The organism is Rahnella victoriana, assembly GCF_004330295.1.
Taxonomy (GTDB): Bacteria; Pseudomonadota; Gammaproteobacteria; order Enterobacterales; family Enterobacteriaceae; genus Rahnella; species Rahnella victoriana.
Map to the genome: position 1 here is coordinate 20,817 of NZ_SJOJ01000024.1, position 24,181 is coordinate 44,997.

Here is a 24,181-nt window from a genome sequence, read left to right on the forward strand (position 1 = left end):
ACAGAATTCCGATGAAACGCCCGGACTATAGAACGCTACAGGCACTGGACGCGGTGATCCGTGAGCGCGGTTTTGAGCGCGCTGCGCAGAAACTTTGCATCACACAATCGGCGGTCTCTCAGCGTATTAAACAACTGGAAAATTTATTCGGCCAGCCGCTGCTGGTGCGTACCGTTCCGCCTCGCCCGACCGAGCAGGGTCAGAAACTGCTGGCGTTGTTACATCAGGTGGAATTGCTGGAAGAAGAGTGGCTGGGCAGTGACAGCAACAATGAAAGCAATGATACGCCGCTGTTGCTTTCGCTGGCGGTCAACGCCGACAGCCTGGCAACCTGGCTGTTACCGGCACTGAAATCGGTGCTGGTTGATTCCCCTATCCGCCTGAATTTACAGGTGGAAGATGAAACGCGCACTCAGGAACGTCTGCGTCGCGGCGAAGTGGTCGGGGCGGTGAGTATTCAGCCACAACCGTTGCCAAGCTGTCTGGTGGATCAATTGGGTGCGCTGGACTATCTGTTTGTCGGCTCCAAGCCTTTTGCTGACCGCTATTTCCCGAATGGCGTCACCCGTTCGGCCTTACTGAAAGCGCCTGCGGTGGCGTTCGACCATCTGGACGATATGCATCAGGCTTTCCTGCAACAGAATTTCGACTTGTCGCCGGGCAGCGTGCCGTGCCACATCGTTAACTCGTCAGAAGCGTTCGTCCAGCTCGCCCGTCAGGGCACCACCTGCTGCATGATCCCGCATCTGCAAATCGAGAAAGAACTGGAAAGCGGCGAACTGATCGACCTGACACCGGGTCTGTTCCAGCGCCGGATGTTGTACTGGCACCGTTTCGCGCCGGAAAGCCGCATGATGCGTAAAGTGACCGACGCGCTGATCGCCCACGGCCATCAGGTATTGCGTCAGGACTGACGGAATGATCCGGCGTGAAAAGTGGCGTTTAACCGCTTTTCTCCCGGACCAGATCTATCAATGCCCGCAGGCTCGCGGGCACATGCCGGTTGCCCGAGAAGTAAAGAAATAAACCGGGGATCGGCGGGCACCAGTCATCCAGCACCGTCTTTAAACGCCCTTCTTTCAGCGCAACCTGCGCATAATCCTCAGGAACATATGCGATCCCCAGCCCGTTCTGCGCAGCCTCCACCATCAGTTGCGTATTATCCAGTGTCAGACTTCCCGGCACGTCCATCGCCACTTCCTCTGCGCGTTTTTGAAATTCCCAGCGATAGCGTTTGCCACTGGGCAGGCGCTGGCGCAGACACTGATGACGGGCGAGATCATCCGGCGTTTCAGGGGCGGGATGCGCCGCAAGATAATCCGGCGAGGCCACGGCCAGAAAACGCATATCGGGACTGAGTCGTACCGCGATCATGTCCCGGGGAACCGCTTCCCCCAGCCGGATCCCTGCATCAAACCCTTCCCCGACAATATCCACCAGCTTTCCTTCCGCCACCAGATCCAGCGTAATGCCGGGATAACGCGCCATGAATTGCGGCACAATCTCTCGTAACAACAGGCGGATAGCGCCTTCGCTGCCGTTTATCCGCAATTCGCCGGTCAGCCGTCCCTGCTCGCCCGCCACATCTTCCAGCGCAGCATCAAGGCCGCTCATCAGCGGGTCAATCCGTTTAAGCAGGCGTTCCCCCGTGTCGGTCAGCGACACACTGCGCGTCGTGCGGTGTAAAAGTCGTGCACCCAGACGGTCTTCAAGCCCGCGCATAATGTGGCTGAGCGAGGATCGCGTGATGCCGAGAAGATCGGCGGCGCGGCGGAAACTGCGGTGTTCGGCTACGGCCATAAAGGCCCTGAGTTCTGCCAGTGTCGGTTTGCTCATTGGTGTGATTTTATTCACCTGTTCATGCAGTTTATGGGGTATTAACGCAACAATAGTATTGCCCTACCCTGAATGTCTGGCAACTCCTGCAACAGAGGCATTTGAGAATGGCAAAGACATGGTTTATTACAGGCACATCGACCGGCCTGGGACGGCTGCTCACTGAACAGCTACTTGAGCGCGGTGACCGCGTGATCGCCACCTTACGCAAGCCGGGTGCGCTCGACACCTTACAGGCACTCTATGGTGATCAGTTGCATATCATCACGCTTGACGTGACAGAGACGCAGCCAATCAGAACGGCCGTCGCCGGGGCATTCACTAAGATGGGGCGAATTGATGTCGTGGTCAGCAATGCGGGATATGGTTTGTTCGGTGCGGGGGAAGAAATCAGTGACGCACAAATCGACAGACAAATCGCAACCAATCTGGTCGGCTCCATTCAACTGATCCGCGCCGTTTTGCCGCACCTGCGCGCGCAAGGCGGCGGCCGGATTGTGCAGGTTTCATCAGAAGGCGGACAGATCGCCTATCCGAATTTCAGCCTTTATCATGCAACCAAATGGGGAATTGAAGGTTTTATTGAATCCGTTGCGCAGGAGGTGGCACCGTTTGGCATTGATTTCCTGATCATCGAACCCGGCCCGACCCGCACTGAATTCGGCACCGGGCTGGATCATGCAACACCCTTGCCTTGCTATGAAAAAACACCTGCCGGAGAGGTCCGCCGGGCGATAGCTTCCGGTGATTTTGCCATTAAAGGTGACGCGCTGAACACCGTCAGGGCGATGATCGCCGCTGCCGGTGAAGTGAATCCACCGCTGCGTCTGGCGCTGGGCAGTACCGCTTATGCCTCAATCAGCCACGCACTGACGGAAAGATTGCGGGCGCTGGAAGCACAGAAAGGCGTGACGTTTTCGGCGGATAAAGAGTCCTGACCGCGATGTAAATGTTCACAAATAAAAAACCCGCCGGAGCGGGTTTTTCCATTATGTGGGAAAGGTTAATAACTGCCTAAATATTCCCAGTCGTTGTTTGATGTGAGGTTAGTCGGGAAGTACCAATAGGTTGGCGTTTTCAGCATGAAGTAATCCTGGGTTCCCTTATTGGCATTTTTATATAAGTCACCGATCGTATTGTTGGTCGCATTGCTCTGCCACGGCTTGAATTCGGTTTTGCCATACCATGACAATAACTGCTGTTCCATATCAGCCTGAGAGAGTTGCTTCATCGCTTCCAGCGTTTTTTCGTCGCCAATATAATACCAGTCTGCATTCGATTTTTTATTGGTTGGGAAATAATGCCCGGACGTCCTGTTGCGCTGAAGGAAATACTCCTTATCTTTATTGTGAGGGTTCTGATAGACGAATATCTCTCTGTCTTGCGTGGTGGCCTTTCGCTGAGACCAGCTAAAAATATCCTCCCTGGAGAAATATTTTTTCAGCAAGCTTTCTGTTGAAAGAGATTTGTTGATATGTGCAAACAGCGGCGAAACGTCATTATGAACATATTGTGTCGCTGAACCTATATATCCCCAAACCTGAGTAGACTGCTGGCTGGTCGGGAAATACCAGTAGTTCTTTTGCTTAAGAATAAAGTAGTCGCGGGTTTTGGTGTACGGGTTTTCATAGACGTACAGGTCTCCCGGCATACCGCTGTCTTTACCTTTTGAGCTCCAGGTTTTAATGTCGCTTTTCCCATAAGAGGTGCGAACATCCTTTTCGAAAGCCTCAACAGTGGCATAGCTGTGAGGTTTTAGCTGAGCATTTTGTTCAAACCGGATCGTCTGTTCCAGCACCTGAGTGAAACCCTCAGATTTCCCGATGACGACAGCGGGCGCAGGTTCAACGGTGGCGGGTTCAATAGTACGCTGATCGAGTAATTCAACGCCCATACTGTCATAGCTTTGCCCGGCGAGTTCTGCCGCGAAAAGATCGTTCAACGCCTTCTCATTGGTCAGATATTCCCAATCGTTATTACTTTGTGTACCCGCAGGGTAATACCAATAACCCGGATGTTTAAGCTTGAAATAGCGGCCATCGGTGTCGAGGTAAACATCTCCCGCAACACCGTTTTTGTCGGCACTCCAGTTCTTAATTCTTTCCACGCCGAAGTAGTCATTTCTCCAGGTATCGTAAGCCGCACTCATGTCTTCTTGCGGACAATTCACGGAGACGGATTGCGGGTTGCTCGCGGTTTCAACATTGAAATGGAATTTATTCATACGCGCGGTGTTATGACGGGCACCTGCCAGCGGATAACGTTGTTTGTGATTGTCGGCAAAGGTCACTTCCGCCCAGCATTGCCCCCCTTTCACCGGCTGTGGCGCATAGACGTAGCCATAACTGCTGGTCATCGGCGGGTAAATGTAGCCTTTCACGTCCTTAGCAGGGTCGTAAAAACCGACCAGAGTCGTCACAGGAACGCCAAATTTCACCGGCTTAAGTCGGGTTGGATCATTACGTTCAACCATTTCATGCTTATCTTCATCCCAGATCAGATAACCCGAAGAAGCGGCCTCAGAAATGACACCGGTACTTTCCATTCCGGCCTGAATACGTTTTTGGGAATAGCCGGTATACAAGGTATAGGCAGAATAAGGAGAACTGGCTACCCCGCCCCCCATCGCATCGTTGTTGAAGCGATAGATACCCGCGAATGGCGGTGTGGTGTAACCTTCAGAAACTGTATTCCCGCTTTGATTCCAGAAAAAGTTCGCAATAAAACGGTTATTAAAGCTGTCCCAGCCCCAGCCCGAATTCGGATTATGCGTCGACCACATGCCGCCACCAGGGTAATGCCCTAACCCGTAAGCATGCCCCAGTTCATGGCTAAGTTCATTGCCGGTGGTCTGTGTCAGCGTTGCCATGCCGTTACCGCCGCTCATGCCATGCTGGACCACGCCATTCTGATAAAAACCACATGCCTCATGCACAGCATAAATATTAAACCACGCCGGTTGCCATTGCGTTGAACCTGCGGAATCATTAATGCCGAAGTTGGCATTATCAATGCCCATCGAAATCAGGTTCTTGGCGATATCCTCGCGCATATCACCGCTGTACACATCCCCGGTGGTATCGCTTTGATAGTCATAAACCTTGCCATCTGACAGCACAACTTTAGTCAGGTGCAGCGGGGAGTAATTTCCGACAATCAGCCGTGAGACCGGTATTTTCTGGAAATAATCCGCCGCTAAGGTGGAATTACCCTCAAGTTCATTGGTTTTCGCCGGTTCAGTCAGCATTCCGAGCCGGATATTCTGGATCATGACCTCATTTTCAGCGCCCACATCAATATCCGCCAGCAGGCCCGTGTGGCCATTTTCATCGGAAATTGAAATCACCATTCCGGGTTCGATCAGATCCCAGGAAAGTTTCGCGCTGTAGGCATTATCGGAATACACCACGTCGGGATGTGCGCTGTCAGCCGGATCTGCCTTGTCACTGGCTGGCAATGCGGAAGGCGGAGCAAGCGTAAACGGACCATGGCTGACGCCCTTTTTATCCGTCAGCTGTATTGTGTACTTTGTTCCCGTGCTGTCCGAATGCGGGATAAACATAAATAACGTGTCACGCAGACTGACCAGACGCGGCATTTCCTGCGCGCTGTTATTAGCAGGATCAATGGTATGGGTTTGAGCAAACTTCACTTGCCCTTTAAGGGAACCCGTCAGGCTGTTAATGGCGTCATCTTGTTGATGGAAAACTAACGGAGCGATGCTGGCACAGGCAGAAAAACTGCCTGCGCTTATTGCGATTGCCAGAAGTGTTTTATGAATATTCATATTCAGTCCATAGAATCAGAAAAATAATTGAGATGTTATGTCTTCATGTATCCCCATTATTCTCGCTGTTAATATCGCCTTCCCATACTGAATGTTATTTTTAAAACAGTTAATATATTAACGACAATTATCTCTCCTCAAACCATACGAAAAACTAATGAGTTGAAAAATAATAGAACTGACAACTTATTTAAAAGGAATAATAAAAAACCCGCCGGAGCGGGTTTTTCTCATTTTTACAGAATCATTATTACTGAGCAGGTGCCTGTGGCTGCAATTCAAATACCACATCGACCTGATCGTCGAAGTGAATACTCTGCTGTTCGTAGGTCTGCGCAACATCGCTCTGCCCTGCGGCTTCGGCGGTTTTATACATGCGCGCCACCGGCATTGGCTGGTAATTAGCCACGTGATAACGAATGCTGTAAACCGGCCCCAGTTTGGTATTGAAACCTTCAGCCAGTGATTTCGCCTGCTGCGTGGCGTTTTCGATGGCTTTCTGACGTGCTTCATCACGGAATTTATCCGGATTAGCCACGCCCAGTTCCACCGCACGCACTTCATTCAGACCTGATTTCAGTGCGCCATCCAGCAATTCGTTCAGTTTATCCAGCTGACGCAAGGTCACCTGCACCTGACGTACCGCACGATAGCCTTTCAGCTGTGAGGTGCCGTCTTTCAGGTAATTGTATTCCGGCTGAGTACGCAGGTTGGCCGCATTGATGTCTTTTTTCTCAATGCCGTTTTTTTGCAGGAACGCATAATATGCCGCCACGCGCTCATCAGCCTGCTTTTTGGCGCTGGCTGAATCGTTCGCTGACACGCTGACTTCGATTGCCAGCGTCGCGATATCCGGCGTGGCATCCACGCTTGCGGTGCCTGACGTCACGACGTGCGGCCCGGCAGGTAATTCTGCCGCCTGTAACGCCAGCGGTAATGTCCCTAATCCCAACATCGCTGCTACAGCCAATGCTTTCAGTTTCACAGTGCCTCCATTAATCATCAAAGATCTGGCAATAGATAGGTCAAACAATCTGCGAAACCGTAGCATAATCCGTTACAACAGAAACTAAGATTAGTGACAAAACTTAAAATAGCCCGGTCTGACGCGCCAGTTGTATTGCAATTCCCCACATAATTGCACCGACGATAAAGTTGATCACGCGCTGCACTTTACCGGTATTCAGCCAGGGCGCGAGCATGGCGGCGAGGATCGCCAGCCCGAAGAACCACATCACCGACGCACTGACCGCACCGAGTGCAAACCATGAACGCTCATCATGGCTGAGACTGCCGCCCAGACTGCCGAGTACCACGAAAGTATCGAGATATACGTGCGGATTCAGCCAGGTGACCGCCAGCATGCTGACCACGATTTTCCAGCGGCTTTGCTTCGCCACTTCGGCCTGCGCCAGTTCGGGATTTTTGCTGAAGGCAGTACGAAACGCGCCCCAGCCATACCAGAGTAAAAACGCCACGCCGCCCCAGCTCACCAGCATCAGTAAGGTCGGGGATTTGCTCAGCAGCGCGCTGCCGCCAAAGATGCCGCCACAAATGAGCGCAATGTCGCTCAGGGCGCACAACCCGGCAATCATCAGATGATACTGACGGCGGATGCCCTGATTCATCACAAACGCATTTTGCGGGCCAATCGGTAAAATCATTGCGGCGCTCATCGCCAGTCCTTGCAGGAAAATAGCCAGCATGGAGAACTCCTTCAGAGAATAAATAACAGAGATTGCGCGCAGTGTAAGGGCTTTGCTGGCATAAGAGGAAATGGATATTTCTAATCGGTCATTAGGCTGGCTTATCATCGGCGGGCGGGTGTTTCGGGTATGAAAAAGGCGCCCGCAGGCGCCTGAGAAAATCGGAATCTGGCAGGAATGTGTTATTCGAACGAGCGACGTTCTTCCTGCTGGTTGCCTGCCGCATTGGCGACCTGATAGAGATGAACATCCATTTGCGGATAAGCAATATTGATGTTGTTTTTATCCAGCGCGCGTTTGAACGATTCCAGCAGATCCCATTTCACGTTCTGCGCATCACCGTTGTTGGTCCAGGCGTAAACGATGAAATTCAGGGTTGAGGCCGCCATTTCGTTCAGGCGAACCACCACGTCTTTATCTTTCAATACGCGCTGATCGGCAGTGATGATGTCGGTCAGGATCTTCTTCACCAGATCGATATCCGAGTCATAACCCACGCCGATGGTCAGGTCGATACGGCTGGTCGGTTCGCGGGAGTTGTTGATGATGTTACCGGCGATGATTTTGCCGTTCGGCACCACAATGATTTTGTTGTCCGGCGTACGCAGGGTGGTGGAGAAAATCTGCACCTGAGTGACAGTCCCCGCCACACCGCCGAGATCGACATACTCACCGGCACGGAACGGACGGAAGATCACCAGCAAAACGCCTGCTGCAAAGTTAGACAGCGAGCCTTGCAATGCCAGACCGACGGCCAGACCGGCGGCACCGATCACCGCGATCACCGAGGTGGTTTGCACGCCTATCCGTCCCAGCACCGCAATCAGCGTGAACGCGATAATCGCATAACGCACCATGGCGGAAAGGAAGTCGGAAACCGTGACATCGATACCGCGAACTTTTAACACCCGGCTGACCGCGCCGGAAACGATGCGGGCGATGATCATCCCCACAATCAGAATGAAAATAGCGGCCACAATATTCACAGCGTAATGAAGCAGTAACGCCTGGTTTCTTACCAACCAGTTGCCAGCATTGTTAATGCTGCCCACAACGTTCAAATCATCCATTTAAAGTACCTCAAAATTACACCCTGACGGGCTGCAAGAAACCAAAGCTGCCCGACGATGCGGGCAGCAAGTGTGCTTTAAGGTTAACTAACAATGCGATGAAGTGCCAATCTGACGGTCAGGACTTCAGATAAATTAAGAATTTACAGCACTCTTATTCAGCGGCTCAGGGGTTTTGAATGCCTGAAGCGGTCCGCGTCCGGTCAGCGTAAAGGCAGAAATCACCGTGAAGGTCAGCGCGACCAAGCCGAGGATCAGATAGGTGCCGTGGAAGCCGATACGGTCATACATGTTGCCCGCAAACACCGACATAAAGATGATCGCCACCTGTTTGAAGAAGCAGAACGTCACCAGATAAATTGTTGCCGAGAAACGCACCTCAAAGACGGAGGTGATGTATTTGAAACAACCGACAATCAGGAACGGCACTTCAAACATATGCAGGGTTTTCAGTACCACCACTTCCAGCGGCGATGACGCGAAAGAGGAGCCGATGATGCGCACTGACATGATCGTCCCGGCCAGCAACAGCGCATTCTTGCCGCCAATGCGGTTAACGATCAGCGGCGCGAAGAACATGATGCAGGCGTTCAGCAGTTCGCCCATGGTGGTCACATAGCCAAAGACGCGCGTGCCTTCTGAAGAAGATGTGAAGAACGAGGTAAAGAAGTTAGCAAACTGCTGGTCGAACACGTCGTAGGTACAGGAAACGCCGATGACGTACAGCGCCAGGAACCACAGTTTTTTATCTTTCAGCAGTTCAACGGCCAGTTTCAGATTGAAGGGTTTGGTGTTCGCCCCCAGTTCATTAGCCACGCGGGCACTGGAGGTGACTTCCGGTTTGGCGATCAGCAACAGGATGGCGAGGATAACCGCACAGCCGGAGCCGAGCCAGAACACGAATTCATTATCGATGGTAAACATGATGCCAACCACCGACGCACACAGCGCCCAGCCGACACACCCGAACATCCGCGCGCGGCCAAATTCAAAGCTGCTGCGACGGCTGACTTTCTCGATATAGGCTTCAATCGCAGGCGCACCGGCGTTGTAAATCAGGCCGAGATAAATCCCGCCGACCACCGATCCCAGATAAATATTGATTTTAAGCAGCGGGCCAAATACGTAGATAAAGAACGGCGCGAACAGGATCAGCATGCCGGTAATGATCCACAACAGATGTTTTTTCAGCCCCAGTTTATCGGCCAGTAAACCAAACACCGGCTGGAACAACAGCGAGAACAGCGAAATGCTGGCAAAGATAATGCCGGTGTCACTTTTGCTGATCTGATTGATGTCATGCAGCCAGATCGGGAAGAACGGGAAGTAGGCTCCCATGATGAAAAAGTAGAAGAAGAAGAACAGCCCGAACATCCAAAAGTTAGTATTTTTCAGGTAATACATAAGCAGTTTCCTTACGTCTGAATACTGCGCTGCGGCGCGTTAACGCCACAGCGCGGGATGTCAGGCACGTTTCCAGGTGAGTGAATAACGATACTGGCCGGCGGTCAGCAGGAAATCAGGGCTGACGCTCGGACTCCACGAATCATCCCCCCCGACGCCCATATGGAAGCCGTCGATGTTCAGCCAGGTGCCCTCTTCTTCGCGCAACAGGTGGCGATGGCTGGTTTCCATCAGCTGTTGCAGGCTGTAGCGGCTCAGGCCAAAGTGGAAATTGCCGCGCAGCTTCCATCCGGCGTAATCCAGCTCGCGGGTTTCTCCACGCAGGCCGTTTTCGGTCGGGAAAACATAGGGCGTGTAGAGTTCGCCAAGTGGCAACGTCCAGCGCCCGTGTTGCGCAGCCAGACGACGATCCGGATAGTTTTCATGCGGTCCCAGCCCCAGCCAGCTGACATTCTCTGCCGTTTCCGCCAGCTGACAGGTAAGGCCGATACGTCCCGGCGAAGGCACGTTTGACGCCACGCGGACATCGGCGCTGATATGCAGCTCGCCCTGATTATCGATGCGGAAAATCTTGCGGCTCAGCAGGCGCGTTTCGTCCCCCGCCATGTACGCGTGGGTGGTGATGATCACCACGCCGTCCTGCAACTGATCGGCGGAAATGTTTAATAAACGCGATTCCAGCTGATACATCCCGGCGGCTTTCCAGCGTTCAACCCAGGCATTCGGATCGATACGGGTGACTTCGCTGACGCCGATATCGTTATCCACCGGCGCACGGACAAACTGGTCACGCAGCGCAGAAAGCAGACGCGGGTTTTTGCCATCAAACCACTGCTCCAGCAATCCGCTCTGATGGCTGAACTGCCAGCGTTGCGCGCCATGCAATACCGTGATCTGATCGCCCTGCTGATCCAGCACCGGCGCGGCGGCGGAGATTTTTTCGGGAACCGGCAACGTCAGCGGCTGCGGCAGCTGCCATTGATCCCAGGCACTGCGGTGACCGGCCTCTGACCAGGCCGTCGCCTGCGGCTGATGCACGGCGACGTTCAGCCACAGATCGCCTTCGGCCTGCGGGATATCGCCCAGGTTCAGGGTTTGCTTGCCGTTTGGCGCAATATTCAGCGCGGCTTCGCCCTGCGAAATCACCTCGCCGTCACGTTCGATACGCCAGACCAGTTGTTCGTTGTCGCTGTGACGGAACAGATATTCGCTGTGGATTTCCAGCGTCAGCGGCGCGGTGCTGATCAGCGAGAACTGGAAGAATTGCTGGGCGCGCTGCGCTTCAAACAACGACGGGTGCGGCGTGCGGTCAGCAAACACCAGACCGTTCATGCAGAACTGGCGGTCGTTTGGCGTATCGCCAAAATCACCGCCGTAGGCCATATAACGCCCGCCGTCTTCGCCGGTGCGCAGCAGACTCTGATCGACCCAGTCCCAGACAAAACCGCCCTGCAGACGCGGGAACTGGCGGAACGCTTTCCAGTATTTATCGAAGCCGCCAAAGCTGTTGCCCATCGCATGGGCGTATTCGCAGAGGATCAGCGGACGCGTTTCGTCCGGCATGCTGATCCACTTTTTGATTGACCATTTCGGCACTGCCGGGAAGGGCTGATCCTGCTCAACACGGGAATACATCGGGCAGATAATGTCAGTTGCCGCGCTGTTGGCGCCGCCGCCTTCGTACTGCACCGGACGGGTCGGATCGACAGATTTGATCCAGCGGTAAAGCGCATCGTGATTCGCGCCGTGGCCGGATTCGTTGCCCAGTGACCAGATGATGATGCACGGATGGTTGCGGTCGCGCTGAACCATACGGGTAACGCGTTCGCTGAAAGCATTGAACCATACCGGATCATCCGACAGACGGTTCATCGGCTGCATGCCGTGGGTTTCGATATTGGCTTCATCCACGACGTACAGGCCGTATTGGTCACACAGCTTGTACCACAGCGGATGGTTCGGATAATGCGAGCAGCGCACGGCGTTAAAGTTGTGCTGTTTCATCAGCACGATGTCGCGGCGCATCGTTGCTTCGTCCATCACCTGACCGTTTTCAGGATGATGCTCGTGACGGTTGGTGCCGCGGATCAGTACCGGCTGACCGTTCACTTTCAGCAGCCCGTTGCTGATTTCCACCTGACGGAAACCGACGTCGCAGGCTTCGGCTTCAAGAAGCTGCCCCTGCGGCGAAATCAGGGAAACCACCGCGCGGTATAATGCGGGCTGTTCTGCACTCCACAAGGCGGGCTGACTGACCGGCAGACGCAGCGTGGTGCGGTCAAAGGCCGCCCCGCGTTCATCAATGATGTCGCTGCCGAGCGGTTGCTGATGTTCCGCCACCGGTTTATCGCCCTGCCACAACTGGACGCGCACCTGATAATCCGCGGCGTTTTCCTGCGGCACGGCGGCGCTGACCTGCACTTCCAGTTCGGCCTGGGTGAAACCGTGGAACAGATGCGTGCGCACCTGCATGTCAGTAATTTGTTCCGCCGGTTTATGCAGCAAGGTGACATCGCGAAAAATCCCGCTCATGCGCCACATATCCTGATCTTCCAGATAGCTGCCGTCGCTCCAGCGCAGCACCATCACCGCCAGCCGGTTTTCACCCGCATGCAGTACGCCGCTGAGATCGAATTCGGCCGGTAAACGGCTGTCCTGCGAATAGCCGACCCACTGACCGTTACACCATAAGTAGAAAGCAGAATTCACGCCGTTGAACACAATGCGCGTCTGCCCGCAGGTCAGCCAGTCATTATCCACAGAAACTGTGAGCGAGTAACAACCGGTAGGGTTTTCTTCCGGCACAAACGGCGGATTGACCGGGATCGGATACTGAACGTTGGTATAAATCGGCGCGTCGTATCCCGCCAGTTGCCAGTTAGAGGGCACTTGCACAAGATCGGCACCGTCCAGATCCTGTTGCAGCCATTGCTCAGGCACGGCTTCGGGACGGGTGAAATAGCTGAATACCCACTCGCCATTCAGGCTGCGAACTTGCTCTGAAGCCTTACCCTCTCTGGCTTCCTCAGCATTTCGCCAGCTGCTGAATGGCGGATGCGCAGGTAATCTGTTGCACTGCGTCGAGGCCGGTTTTTCCCAGTCACGGCGGGCCAGAACAGTGGCCAGTGATGATAATGTATCTTCCGATGATGACGTCATAATGTTTCCCCGCTAAATTGTTATGCGCTCACAATCATATAAACATGCGTAACCGTGAGGCGTAAGTAAAGCGGAGGGATGCGGGAAAGGGACGCGGATCACAAATTCCGCGTCAGTCTGTTCTGAAAAGGGGGTTACAGCGCGCTGAGCTGGCGGGCGATGCGGATCAGTTCCTGCGACAAGGCTTCCTGTGACACATTGTCTTCGCCGGGTCTGGCGGTTGTGTGGCGTTCCACCAGGGACGTGGGCAGTAACAGCGAGGATTGCTGATGATCGCCATGCGTATGCAGATGCTCAACCAGCCGGTTAATGCTCTCGTGCCCGAGCAGGCGGAAATCCTGTTTGATGGTGGTCAGCGGCGGGAAGAAAAAGGCGCTGTCTTCGGTGTCGTCATAGCCAATCACCGAGATCTGTTCCGGCACCCGCAAACCAAACTCATGGACGGCACGCAGGACACCCAGCGCCATCTGGTCATTCGCCACCAGAATAGCCGTGGGACGTACCGGCTGACTGAGCAACAACAGGGCCTGCTGATAACCCGACGCCGCGCTCCAGTCGCCGTGCTGAACCGCACAGGGCGTAATATCGTGCGTCGCCAGCGTCTTCAGCCAGCCTTCATAGCGCAGACGCGCAGAAATGGATTCCAGCGGGCCGGTCAGCACCGCGATGTGCTGATGGCCAAGCGCCAGCAAATGTTCCACGCCCTGCTCTGCCCCGCAATGCGGATCGAACAAAATCTTGAACACATCCGCCTGCGGATCCACATCCAGAAACAGCGCCGGTAAATTGCCACAAAGCCGGGCGATCGCGTCTGCGTCGTCATTCGACAGCGGCACGTTGATCAGCACGCCATCGACCCGCTGCGACATCAGTTCATTCACCGCCGTCCGGCACGCAGCAAGGCTCAGGTTATCAATCATCGAAATCACGACGTTGAAGCCTAACTGGTTCGCGCGGGTTTTCATCGCCGAGGCAATTTGTGACGGCGCGTGCAGCGCCAGTTCGGTGGTCGCCAGACCCAGCGTGTAACTTTGTTTGCCCGCCAGTTGCTGGGCGACACGGTTCGGAACGTAATTCAGCGCCGCCATCGCCTGTTCGACTTTATTGCGCGTTCTGACCGAGACGTGCGCAGCCTGATTCAGGACGCGCGAAACAGTCTGATAAGACACACCGGCGTGGCGCGCGACATCATCGAGGGTGACAGATTTTGGCTTCATGGCTCTCTCTTCGGGGATTCTGGCGAAACACAGATAACGGGCTATTGTGGCCGGAAAGCAGGCAATAAAAAAGGGGCCGAAGCCCCTTTGACGATTATCCTCACATTCCGGTGGTCAAGCACCGGAAGCGTAAGAATTACAGTACGTCGATCGCGTTCAGTTCTTTGAATGCCAGTTCCAGGCGAGTCACCATGGAAGACTGTGCAGAACGCAGCCATACGCGCGGGTCATAGAATTTCTTGTTAGGTTTGTCCGCGCCTTCCGGGTTACCCAACTGACCTTGCAGGTAAGCTTCGTTTTTCTTGTAGAACTGCAGGATACCGTCCCAGTTAGCCCACTGGGTGTCGGTATCGATGTTCATTTTGATAACACCGTAACCTACAGATTCTTTGATTTCTGCTGCAGTAGAACCGGAACCGCCGTGGAACACGAAGTTCAGGCTGTTGTGTGGCAGGTTGTGTTTCTTGCACACGTATTCCTGAGAATCACGCAGGATCGTTGGGGTCAGTTTAACGTTACCTGGTTTGTAAACACCGTGTACGTTACCGAATGACGCAGCGATAGTGAAACGCGGGCTGATAGCGTTCAGTTTTTCGTATGCGTAATCAACGTCTTGTGGCTGAGTGTACAGTGCAGATGCGTCCATATGGCTGTTGTCCACGCCATCTTCTTCACCGCCGGTGCAACCCAGTTCGATTTCCAGAGTCATGTCGATTTTTGCCATGCGCGCTAAGTACTTGCTGCAAATTTCGATGTTTTCTTCCAGAGATTCTTCAGACAGGTCGATCATGTGTGAAGAGAACAGTGGTTTACCGGTTTTCGCGTAGTGAGCTTCACCCGCGTCCAGCAGACCGTCGATCCATGGCAGCAGTTTTTTCGCGCAGTGGTCGGTGTGCAGGATAACCGGCACGCCGTAATGTTCTGCCATCTGATGCACGTGGTGCGCGCCAGAGATTGCGCCCAGGATTGCCGCGCCTTGTGGCACGTCAGTTTTCAGACCTTTACCCGCGATGAACGCAGCGCCACCGTTGGAGAACTGAACGATAACCGGTGAACGGACTTTCGCAGCAGCTTCGAGAACGGCGTTGATGGAGTCAGTACCTACGCAGTTAACTGCTGGCAGAGCAAATTTGTTTTCTTTAGCAATAGCGAAAACTTTCTGTACATCATCACCAGTGATAACGCCTGGTTTTACGAAATCAAAAATTTTAGACATAGTTCTTTGTCCTGTATTCGTCGGCCGTAGATGGATTGAATCGGTTTGCTATGTCGCGCGGGTTCCACTGTGCAGCCCCCCGCGCGGCAAAGAAGAACGGACAGCGTTATGCTCCCCGTTCAGGGTTCATTACTTCTTAGCACGCTCTTCCAGCATCACAACCGCTGGCAGTGCTTTCCCTTCAACGAATTCCAGGAATGCGCCACCGCCAGTGGAGATATAGGAAATTTTGTCAGCGATACCGAACAGGTCGATAGCTGCCAGAGTGTCGCCGCCGCCTGCGATAGAGAATGCTTCGCTGTCAGCAATGGCCTGCGCCACAATTTCGGTCCCTTTACGGAAGTTAGGGAACTCGAACACGCCTACAGGACCATTCCACAGAATGGTTTTAGCGTTTTTAATGATCTCAGCCAGACGGTTTGCAGACTCATCGCCCATGTCGAGAATTTGTTCGTCATCTTTGATGTCTTTTACAGACTTCACGGTCGCGGTGGCCGTTTCAGAAAACTCGGTCGCCACGCGAACATCGGTAGGAACAGGAATGTCGCAGGTTTCCAGCAATTTGCTTGCGGTACCGACCAGGTCTGCTTCGTACAGAGATTTACCGACGTTGTTGCCCTGAGCCGCCACGAAGGTGTTCGCGATACCACCGCCAACGATCAGCTGGTCAGCGATTTTGGACAGGGAATCCAGAACGGTCAGTTTAGTAGAAACTTTAGAACCACCCACGATAGCGACCATCGGACGCGCCGGGTTACCCAGTGCTTTACCCAGTGCTTCCAGTTCTGCTGACAGCAGCGGACCCGCACAGGCGATTGGCGCAAATTTGCCCACGCCATGAGTAGAAGCTTGCGCGCGGTGCGCAGTACCGAATGCGTCCATCACATAGATGTCACACAGGGCAGCATATTTTTTGGACAGGGCTTCGTCGTCTTTCTTTTCGCCTTTGTTGAAGCGAACGTTTTCCAGAACAACCAGCTCGCCTTCGGCAACTTCAACGCCATCCAGATAGTCTTTAGCCAGACGTACAGGAGAAGACAGTTTGTCTTTCAGGTAGTTAACAACCGGCAGCAGAGAAAACTCTTCGTTATATTCGCCTTCAGTCGGACGACCCAGATGCGAGGTAACCATCACGCGTGCGCCTTGTTTCAGGGCAATTTCGATGGTTGGTAAAGAAGCGCGGATACGTGCATCTGACGTTACTTTGCCATCTTTAACTGGCACGTTCAGATCGGCACGGATCAGTACGCGTTTACCCGCTAAATCCAGATCGCTCATCTTAATAACAGACATGGTGAATCCTCTCGTTGATTCTCTTTAAAGTTGCTTGAAGGCAATTTCGGCCAGAAGGCCGAAACAGCCGTACTAGAAACCGCTGGCGGACATTGCCAATGTTGTATCCAACATTCGGTTGGCAAACCCCCACTCGTTATCGCACCAGACAAGTGTCTTAATCAGGTGCTGTCCACTTACCCGCGTCTGCGTTCCATCTACGATGGCGCTGTGGGGATCGTGGTTAAAATCTGTCGAGACTAATGGTAGTTCGGTATAGTCAACTATACCACGAAAAGCACCTGTTGCGGCCTTTTGCAGCAGCTGGTTCACCTCGTCTACCGTCACAGAACCCCCGACAAATACGCTCAGATCAATGGCTGTGACATTGATTGTCGGCACGCGCACCGAGATCGCTTCAAAGCGATCGCAGAATTTAGGCATGATGCGCGTGATCCCTGCGGCCAGTTTGGTATCGACCGGGATAATGGACTGGCTGGCGGCGCGCGTACGGCGTAAATCCGCATGGTACGCATCAATCACCGGCTGGTCATTCATCGAGGAATGGATGGTCGTTACCGTGCCGGACTCAATACCAAAGGCATCGTCGAGCAGCTTGATCACAGGGATAATACAGTTGGTGGTGCAGGACGCATTGGACACAATGCGGTGCTGACGTTCGAGCAACTCGTGGTTCACACCGTAAACCACCGTGGCGTCAAGATCATGACCGCCCGGATGCGCGAACAGAATTTTTTTGGCACCCGCCGCAAGCTGGGCTTCTCCGTCTTCACGGCTGCCATAAACGCCGGTGCAATCGAGCACCACGTCAATGCTCAGTTCGCCCCATGGCAACTGGCTGGCATCAGGCTGATGAAGTAAACGGATGGAGTCGTCGCCGACGTAAAGATTTTCACCTTCCTGGCGGACATCCCAGGCGAAGCGCCCGTGGCTGGAGTCGTATTTAAGCAGATGGGCCATGCCTTCTGGGCTGGCAATTTCATTGATGGCAATGACGGAGATTTCCGCCCGACGCCCGGATTCGTATAACGCGCGCAATACGCTACGGCCAATGCGACCAAAGCCATTAATTGCAATACGTATTGGCATACATCTCCCTGTTACACGGTTGTTACTCAATTTCAGTAACACCTATAGTAATGCAGCGTGCGTTTACGGTGAATCACCATCATCATCTGTTCGCACAAAGCGTGCGGCAGAAAAGTTTCAGTTTCAGGCACGATAACAACCTGGTGACGATGTTAAGCTCAAATAGCCCGACTGAAACGGTTCAGCTGAGAATAAACCAAACGATGATTAAAAGGAATAATTCCCAGAAAACAGACGCGTTAATCGCACCGATCGCTGAAAAAAACACCAGGCAATTCTGTGTATTCACAGTGATTTTACTTTTTCATCACCTTTTAGACAGTGATTTTTCGCAAAAACTGACTGAATGAAACACTTTCAGAATGCGGTCAGTGTAGCCGAGTCCGCCTTAGCGGGGTTTGACCTGCGTCATTTCGCAGGAAACTGAGAACCCGCGCAGGAAAATCCGGGCGAAAAAAAAGCACCCGAAGGTGCTTTTAAGCAGTTTTAAGAAAACGGAATTACTTCAGTAACGCCTGTGCCTGAGCAACAACGTTATCTACAGTGAAACCGAATTCTTTGAACAGCAGCTCTGCCGGAGCAGATTCGCCGAAGCTGTGCATACCGACGATAGCGCCATTCAGGCCCACGTATTTGAACCAGTAATCCGCGATACCGGCTTCCACTGCAACACGGGCAGAAACCGCTTTCGGCAGGACAGATTCACGGTAAGCCGCGTCCTGTTTGTCGAAGGCATCGGTGGATGGCATGGAAACCACACGGACTTTGGTGCCCGCAGCAGCCAGTTTGTCCGCCGCCTCTACCGTGATACCGACTTCAGAACCGGTCGCGATCAGGATCACTTCTGGTGTGCCGTCGCAATCTTTCAGCACATAACCACCGCGCGCCACGTTGGCTAATTGCTCAGCGGTACGTGGTTGCTGGGTCAGGTTCTGACGGGAGAAGATCAGGGTCACCGGGCCGTCATTACGCTCAATCGCGTATTTCCATGCCACAGCAGATTCAACCTGATCCGCAGGACGCCAGGTGCTCATGTTTGGCGTAACGCGCAGGCTGGCAATTTGCTCAACCGGCTGGTGCGTCGGGCCGTCTTCGCCCAGACCGATGGAGTCATGGGTGTAGACGAACACGTTGCGGATTTTCATCAGCGCAGCCATACGAACGGCATTACGTGCATATTCCACGAACATCAGGAAGGTTGCAGAGTACGGCAGGAAACCGCCGTGCAATGCAATACCGTTGGTGATAGCGGTCATACCGAATTCGCGCACACCATAATGGATGTAGTTACCCGCCTGATCGTCGCCGATAGACTTAGAACCGGACCACATGGTCAGGTTGCTTGGCGCCAGGTCAGCAGAGCCGCCGAGGAATTCTGGCAACACTTTACCGAACGCTTCCAGCGCATTCTGAGACGCTTTACGGCTGGCGATGTTTGCAGGGTTGGCCTGCAGCTGTTCGATGAATTTCTGTGCTTCGGTTTCCCAGTTTGCTGGCAGCTCGCCGTTCACACGACGTTTGAACTCTTTTGCCAGTTCCGGGTGCGCTTTAGCGTAAGCATCAAACTTGTCGTTCCATGCCGCTTCTTTGGCCTGACCGGCTTCTTTTGCATCCCACTGCGCATAGATGTCTTGCGGGATTTCAAACGCAGCGTATTTCCAGCCCAGTGCTTCACGGGTTGCCGCCACTTCAGCAGCACCCAGCGCCGCGCCGTGTACATCGTGAGTACCGGCTTTGTTCGGTGAACCGAAACCGATCACGGTTTTGCACATCAGCAGGGAGGGCTTATCGGTCACTTTATGCGCTTCTTCGATAGCCGCTTTAATCGCATCAGGATTGTGACCATCAACGTGACGCACAACGTGCCAGCCGTACGCTTCGAAACGTGCCGCGGTGTCATCGGTGAACCAGCCTTCTACGTGGCCGTCGATGGAGATCCCGTTGTCATCATAAAACGCGGTCAGTTTGCCGAGTTTCATGGTACCGGCCAGAGAACACACTTCGTGAGAAATGCCTTCCATCATGCAGCCGTCGCCCAGGAATGCATAAGTCTGGTGATCGACGATGTCATGACCTGGTTTGTTGAACTGTGCAGCCAGCGTACGTTCTGCGATAGCAAAACCGACGGCGTTGGCGATGCCCTGCCCCAGCGGACCGGTGGTGGTTTCAACGCCAGGGGTGTAACCGTATTCAGGGTGACCCGGGGTTTTGGAGTGCAGCTGACGGAAGTTCGCCAGTTCGCTCATCGGCAGATCATAGCCAGTGAGGTGCAGCAGGCTGTAAATCAGCATAGAACCATGACCATTGGACAGCACGAAGCGGTCGCGGTCAGCCCAGTGCGGGTTTGTCGGGTTATGGTTCAGGTAATCGCGCCACAGCACTTCGGCAATGTCTGCCATGCCCATAGGGGCACCAGGGTGGCCGGAATTCGCTTTCTGCACGGCATCCATACTAAGTGCGCGAATAGCGTTCGCAAGCTCTTTACGAGAGGACATGTTCTACTCCAGGTCGGATTAAAAAAGCAGTCAAGAAAGTCATTTTCTCAGACTCGGCATTAAAACGGCAATCTCTAATCACTCTCGTGATTAAGTTCACGAAATCCGCTTTTAAATCAGTGCGTTTTTTCGGACTTACACTATAGATCGCGCGCTGCGAAAAACCTACCTTAACGCTATCCTTACAGTAAGGGCCTTTTTCGGTCCAAATTTTCCGTTTTGTATACTCTCTTTGGGAACCTGAATTGATGAAATTTCATCCAGTTATGTTAAGTCTGTTTGCAGCCACGCTGGTCAGCGGCTGTGCCACGGTCAATACCGATACCTTAATGCAATCCGGCGCGCAGGCTTATCAGGCGTATACGCTGAGCGATGCCGACGTCAAAACGCTGAGCGTGCAGTCTTGTGAAGAAATGGATAAAAAGGCACAAATTGCGCCCGACAGCAGTGAATATGCACAACGCCTGAAAAAAATCTCGGCAGCGCTGGGCGATAATATCAACGGCACGCCGGCCAACTATAAGGTGTATCTGACTAAAGACGTCAACGCCTGGGCAATGGCGAACGGCTGTATCCGCGTTTACAGCGGTCTGATGGACATGATGAACGACAATGAAGTGGAAGGCGTGCTCGGCCACGAAATGGGCCACGTCGCACTCGGTCATACCCGCAAAGCCATGCAGGTGGCGTACAGCGCGACGGCGGCGCGATCTGCGATTTCGTCCCTCGGCGGTGTCAGTGCCACATTGTCGCAATCACAGCTGGCTGATCTGGGCGAAAAATATGTTAATGCGCAGTTCTCACAGAAACAGGAATCAGAAGCGGACGATTACTCTTTCGACCTGCTGAAAAAACGCGGTATCGATCCGACCGGTCTGGCAACCAGTTTTGATAAGCTGGCTAAACTGGATCAGGGAAGCAGCATCGGCTGGTTTGACGACCACCCTTCCTCAGAAGCCCGCGCGAAACACATCCGCGAGCGAATTGCTGCCGGGAAATAATGATAAAGGAAGAGATGCATCATCAGGTGTATCTCTTTTTTATTCAGAAAGTTATTTCTGCATGTTCCGTAAAACAGAAAGCGCCACTGCACAGAATCTGAAAATATTACGTCCCGCTGTATTTCCCTCGCTTACTTGTCCTGTTTGGTTATTCTTCCTGCGCTGTATCATTTAACTGTCAAAGGAAGATGGATTATGAATTTTCGTATTACCTCAATCGCGTTAAGCGTTGCCGTATTATTAACGGGCTGTCAGAACGGCTCACTCAATACGGATGCATTAATGAAATCCGGTTCAGATGCCTATAAAGCGGCAACGCTGACCGATCAGGACGTCATCAATATGACCGAAGGATCGTGTAAAGCACTGGACGCGGAATCTAAAATCGCCTCATCAAAAAGCAAATACACCAAACGTCTGAATAAAATTGCCAAAAATCTCGGTAATGACATCAACGGCAGACCGGCTAACTATAAAGTCTATCTCACCAGTGACGTCAACGCCTGGGCGATGGCCAACGGCTGTATCCGCGTTTACAGCGGTCTGATGGATCTGATGACGGATGACGAAGTCGAAGGCGTACTGGGGCATGAAATGGGGCACGTTGCACTCGGTCACAGCAAAAAAGCCATGCAGGTCGCCTACAGTGCTTCTGCCGCGCACAATGCAGCGGGCGCAGCCGGTGGCATTGCCGGGCAACTTTCCAGTACCCAACTGGCAGATCTGGGTGAAGAACTCATCAACGCACAATTCTCACAGAAACAGGAATCTGATGCGGATGATTATTCCTATGACTTGCTGAAAAAACGCGGGCTGCCAACACAAGGCCTGGTGACCGGTTTTGAGAAGCTGGCAAAAATGAGCGGCAGCAGCGAGAAGAGTTTATTCAGCTCGCATCCGCCCTCTCAGGAACGCGCTGACCATATCAAGGCACGCATTGCACAAGGTAAATAACGCCAGAGTTTGTCACGCATACGCCGTCACCGGCGCGTGATATCACTGCGTTAATCATTCAGGCACCTGCGGGTGCCTTTCTTTTCCCCGATGTTCCCACCTCCCGGCCGTTTACTGCGCCTTGTTTATTATTCACACAACTCATCACCCGTTGTCTTAATTCACAGCCAATAGCACAATTTGTTTATCATTCTCATAGATCGTAAAGCGTTACACATCATATATTTTGATAGGTGTTTCTGGCGGGATTTCCACTTCAATTAAATAAACTGATCCTCAAGATCTCTTAATCTGATAATTAATAACGACCGAAAGAACAAAACTCAATAGTAAAAACTTAATCATTAAATTGGGTTTACTTATTCTGAACAACCAATAAGAATTATTTAGTTACATTTATATCACATTAATTCCAATTTGATCTCAATATCAACGGGAATTACACTCCAACACCAATAAGCCGTTAAAAGCTTATTTAATTACTATCCCTTTATTTAATACCTTTGTTATTTTAATAATGAAAAGGACATTTCATGAAAAAGATTAATACGCTTCTCCCTTTATCCGTATTTTGTCTGGCGTTCGGCAGCCTATCTGCACAAGCAGCCGATATCGGGTTAATTACCTTTGATGGCGCGGTATCTGATACCACGTGCGAAATCACCACCAATAACGGTATTGCCGCCAATAACGTGACCATTTCTATGCCTGTTGTCACCAAAGCCGCGGTGGATGCCACCACGCTGGCAGCGGGCGGTGTCGGGGCGAAAGAGTTCGAACTGATGCTGAACGACTGTGGAGAATCCGTGACCAAAGCGACCGTCAGCTTCTCTTCTCAGCAGTTTGCCGAATTGTCTAATGGCACGCTGAAACCAGATTCCACGGTCGCTGGCTCGGCGCAAAACGTCAGTGTTGCGTTGTACAACAACACGACAACCAACGTGAACCAGGTACTGGTCGGTGATCCGACTGATGTGCCACAAAGCGTCACCCTGGCCGACGGACGTGGTGTGTTTGCCTATAAAGCGGCTTACGTTCCAAGCGCTGACTGGTCTGAAAGCAACTCGGTTCATGCAGGTAAAGTGAATACTAACGTCACCTTCACCATGGCTTACGAATAAACATTATCGCTGTTTAGCGAATGATTAAGCGAGCCACCGGCAGAGAGGTGGCGCGCTTTTATTATAAAATTATCCAGAGGGAACTATGAATTTTATATCTGCTAAAAAAATTATTGCATGCAGTCTGGCAATGCTGGGATTTATTGCATCTGATGCCAGTGCAGATATTGTTATCTCCGGCACCCGGGTTATCTATCCTGCTCAGGCAAAAGAGGTCACGGTAAAACTGGATAACCGTGGCGAGAAAGCGTTGCTGGTGCAGGCGTGGATGGATGACGGTCGTGAAGATATTAATCCGCAGGAGATGAAAATTCCTTTTCTGGTGACGCCACCTATTTCTCGCATGAATGCCAAACAGGGCCAGACTATTAAAATTGCCAGTCTTGGCGGAAACCTGCCACAAGATAAAGAAAGTATCTTTTGGTTTAATGTGCTTGAAATCCCCCCTAAAGCGAAAAGCACTACCGATGAGAATTTACTTCAGCTGGCTTTCCGTACGCGCATCAAAGTCTTTTATCGTCCGGAAGGACTGAAAGGATCGCCTTCAGAAGCGGCGACGGCCCTGACATGGAAAATCGTCAAAAAGGATCAGCAGGTATTTACCGAGGTTAACAATGCCTCTCCTTATTTTGTCACGGTGAATGAAGCGACCCTCAATGCCAATGGCAGTAAGTATGACATTGAAAAAAATATGGTTGCGCCAGGTTCGTCGAAGCTGATGAAAGTCAACGGATTAAGCCAGCCGGTCAGCGCAGGGAAAATAACCTATTCCGCCATCAGTGATTACGGCGGAAATATCAATCACGACTTTTCGCTTTAAACAAAACACATCC

18 protein-coding genes are annotated in these 24,181 nt (G+C 52.6%); 6 read left to right on the forward strand and 12 right to left on the reverse strand.

Annotation, left to right across the window (positions count from 1 at the left end):
• The first annotated feature begins 11 nt into the window (after positions 1 to 11).
• Positions 12 to 914 (forward strand): LysR family transcriptional regulator ArgP, encoded by a 903-nt coding sequence (locus tag EYY67_RS18595; RefSeq protein WP_013576793.1) that lies wholly within the window; start codon positions 12 to 14, stop codon positions 912 to 914.
• A gap of 28 nt (positions 915 to 942) precedes the next feature.
• On the opposite strand, the gene EYY67_RS18600 is transcribed toward EYY67_RS18595, so the two are convergent.
• Positions 943 to 1,836, reverse strand: a complete 894-nt coding sequence (locus EYY67_RS18600) for a LysR family transcriptional regulator (protein ID WP_095924832.1) — start codon at positions 1,834 to 1,836, stop codon at positions 943 to 945.
• Positions 1,837 to 1,943: 107 nt separating this feature from the next.
• Here EYY67_RS18600 and EYY67_RS18605 point away from each other — a divergent pair, with 107 nt between their 5' ends.
• Positions 1,944 to 2,774 carry an SDR family oxidoreductase gene (locus EYY67_RS18605; protein ID WP_131694100.1) on the forward strand — a complete coding sequence of 277 codons (831 nt, stop codon included), beginning with the start codon at positions 1,944 to 1,946 and terminating at the stop codon, positions 2,772 to 2,774.
• 65 nt (positions 2,775 to 2,839) lie between these two features.
• On the opposite strand, the gene EYY67_RS18610 is transcribed toward EYY67_RS18605, so the two are convergent.
• The 11 genes from EYY67_RS18610 to tkt all read right to left on the reverse strand — a co-directional run bounded on the left by EYY67_RS18610 (position 2,840) and on the right by tkt (position 20,272).
• Complete coding sequence (locus EYY67_RS18610; protein ID WP_131694101.1) at positions 2,840 to 5,623, reverse strand: M66 family metalloprotease; 2,784 nt, start codon at positions 5,621 to 5,623, stop codon at positions 2,840 to 2,842.
• Positions 5,624 to 5,873: 250 nt separating this feature from the next.
• Entirely contained in the window at positions 5,874 to 6,608 is a 735-nt protein-coding gene (locus EYY67_RS18615; protein WP_095924829.1) for an oxidative stress defense protein, read from the reverse strand.
• Between the two features lie 103 nt (positions 6,609 to 6,711).
• Complete coding sequence (gene argO, locus EYY67_RS18620; RefSeq protein ID WP_131694102.1) at positions 6,712 to 7,329, reverse strand: arginine exporter ArgO; 618 nt, start codon at positions 7,327 to 7,329, stop codon at positions 6,712 to 6,714.
• Positions 7,330 to 7,511: 182 nt separating this feature from the next.
• Complete coding sequence (gene mscS / locus EYY67_RS18625; protein WP_095924827.1) at positions 7,512 to 8,399, reverse strand: small-conductance mechanosensitive channel MscS; 888 nt, start codon at positions 8,397 to 8,399, stop codon at positions 7,512 to 7,514.
• 135 nt (positions 8,400 to 8,534) lie between these two features.
• Entirely contained in the window at positions 8,535 to 9,803 is a 1,269-nt protein-coding gene (locus tag EYY67_RS18630) for an MFS transporter (RefSeq protein WP_095924826.1), read from the reverse strand.
• Between the two features lie 60 nt (positions 9,804 to 9,863).
• Positions 9,864 to 12,962: a beta-galactosidase gene (locus tag EYY67_RS18635; RefSeq protein ID WP_131694103.1), complete on the reverse strand. Its 3,099-nt coding sequence runs from the start codon at positions 12,960 to 12,962 to the stop codon at positions 9,864 to 9,866.
• Between the two features lie 134 nt (positions 12,963 to 13,096).
• Positions 13,097 to 14,179, reverse strand: a complete 1,083-nt coding sequence (locus tag EYY67_RS18640; RefSeq protein ID WP_131694104.1) for a LacI family DNA-binding transcriptional regulator — start codon at positions 14,177 to 14,179, stop codon at positions 13,097 to 13,099.
• Between the two features lie 136 nt (positions 14,180 to 14,315).
• Positions 14,316 to 15,395: a class II fructose-bisphosphate aldolase gene (fbaA, locus tag EYY67_RS18645; protein WP_013576802.1), complete on the reverse strand. Its 1,080-nt coding sequence runs from the start codon at positions 15,393 to 15,395 to the stop codon at positions 14,316 to 14,318.
• A gap of 129 nt (positions 15,396 to 15,524) precedes the next feature.
• Positions 15,525 to 16,688 carry a phosphoglycerate kinase gene (gene pgk, locus EYY67_RS18650; RefSeq protein ID WP_095924823.1) on the reverse strand — a complete coding sequence of 388 codons (1,164 nt, stop codon included), beginning with the start codon at positions 16,686 to 16,688 and terminating at the stop codon, positions 15,525 to 15,527.
• A 72-nt stretch (positions 16,689 to 16,760) separates the two neighbouring features.
• Entirely contained in the window at positions 16,761 to 17,777 is a 1,017-nt protein-coding gene (epd, locus tag EYY67_RS18655; protein ID WP_131694105.1) for an erythrose-4-phosphate dehydrogenase, read from the reverse strand.
• A 500-nt stretch (positions 17,778 to 18,277) separates the two neighbouring features.
• Complete coding sequence (tkt, locus tag EYY67_RS18660; RefSeq protein ID WP_095924820.1) at positions 18,278 to 20,272, reverse strand: transketolase; 1,995 nt, start codon at positions 20,270 to 20,272, stop codon at positions 18,278 to 18,280.
• Between the two features lie 248 nt (positions 20,273 to 20,520).
• On the opposite strand from tkt, the gene loiP (EYY67_RS18665) reads away from it, so the two are divergent.
• From loiP (EYY67_RS18665) to EYY67_RS18680, 4 genes are all read left to right on the forward strand, one after another.
• Positions 20,521 to 21,273 (forward strand): metalloprotease LoiP, encoded by a 753-nt coding sequence (loiP, locus tag EYY67_RS18665; protein ID WP_095924819.1) that lies wholly within the window; start codon positions 20,521 to 20,523, stop codon positions 21,271 to 21,273.
• 195 nt (positions 21,274 to 21,468) lie between these two features.
• Entirely contained in the window at positions 21,469 to 22,227 is a 759-nt protein-coding gene (gene loiP / locus EYY67_RS18670; RefSeq protein ID WP_095924818.1) for a metalloprotease LoiP, read from the forward strand.
• A 533-nt stretch (positions 22,228 to 22,760) separates the two neighbouring features.
• Positions 22,761 to 23,348: a fimbrial protein gene (locus EYY67_RS18675; RefSeq protein WP_131694106.1), complete on the forward strand. Its 588-nt coding sequence runs from the start codon at positions 22,761 to 22,763 to the stop codon at positions 23,346 to 23,348.
• 85 nt (positions 23,349 to 23,433) lie between these two features.
• Entirely contained in the window at positions 23,434 to 24,168 is a 735-nt protein-coding gene (locus tag EYY67_RS18680; protein WP_095924816.1) for a fimbrial chaperone, read from the forward strand.
• Positions 24,169 to 24,181: the final 13 nt, after the last annotated feature.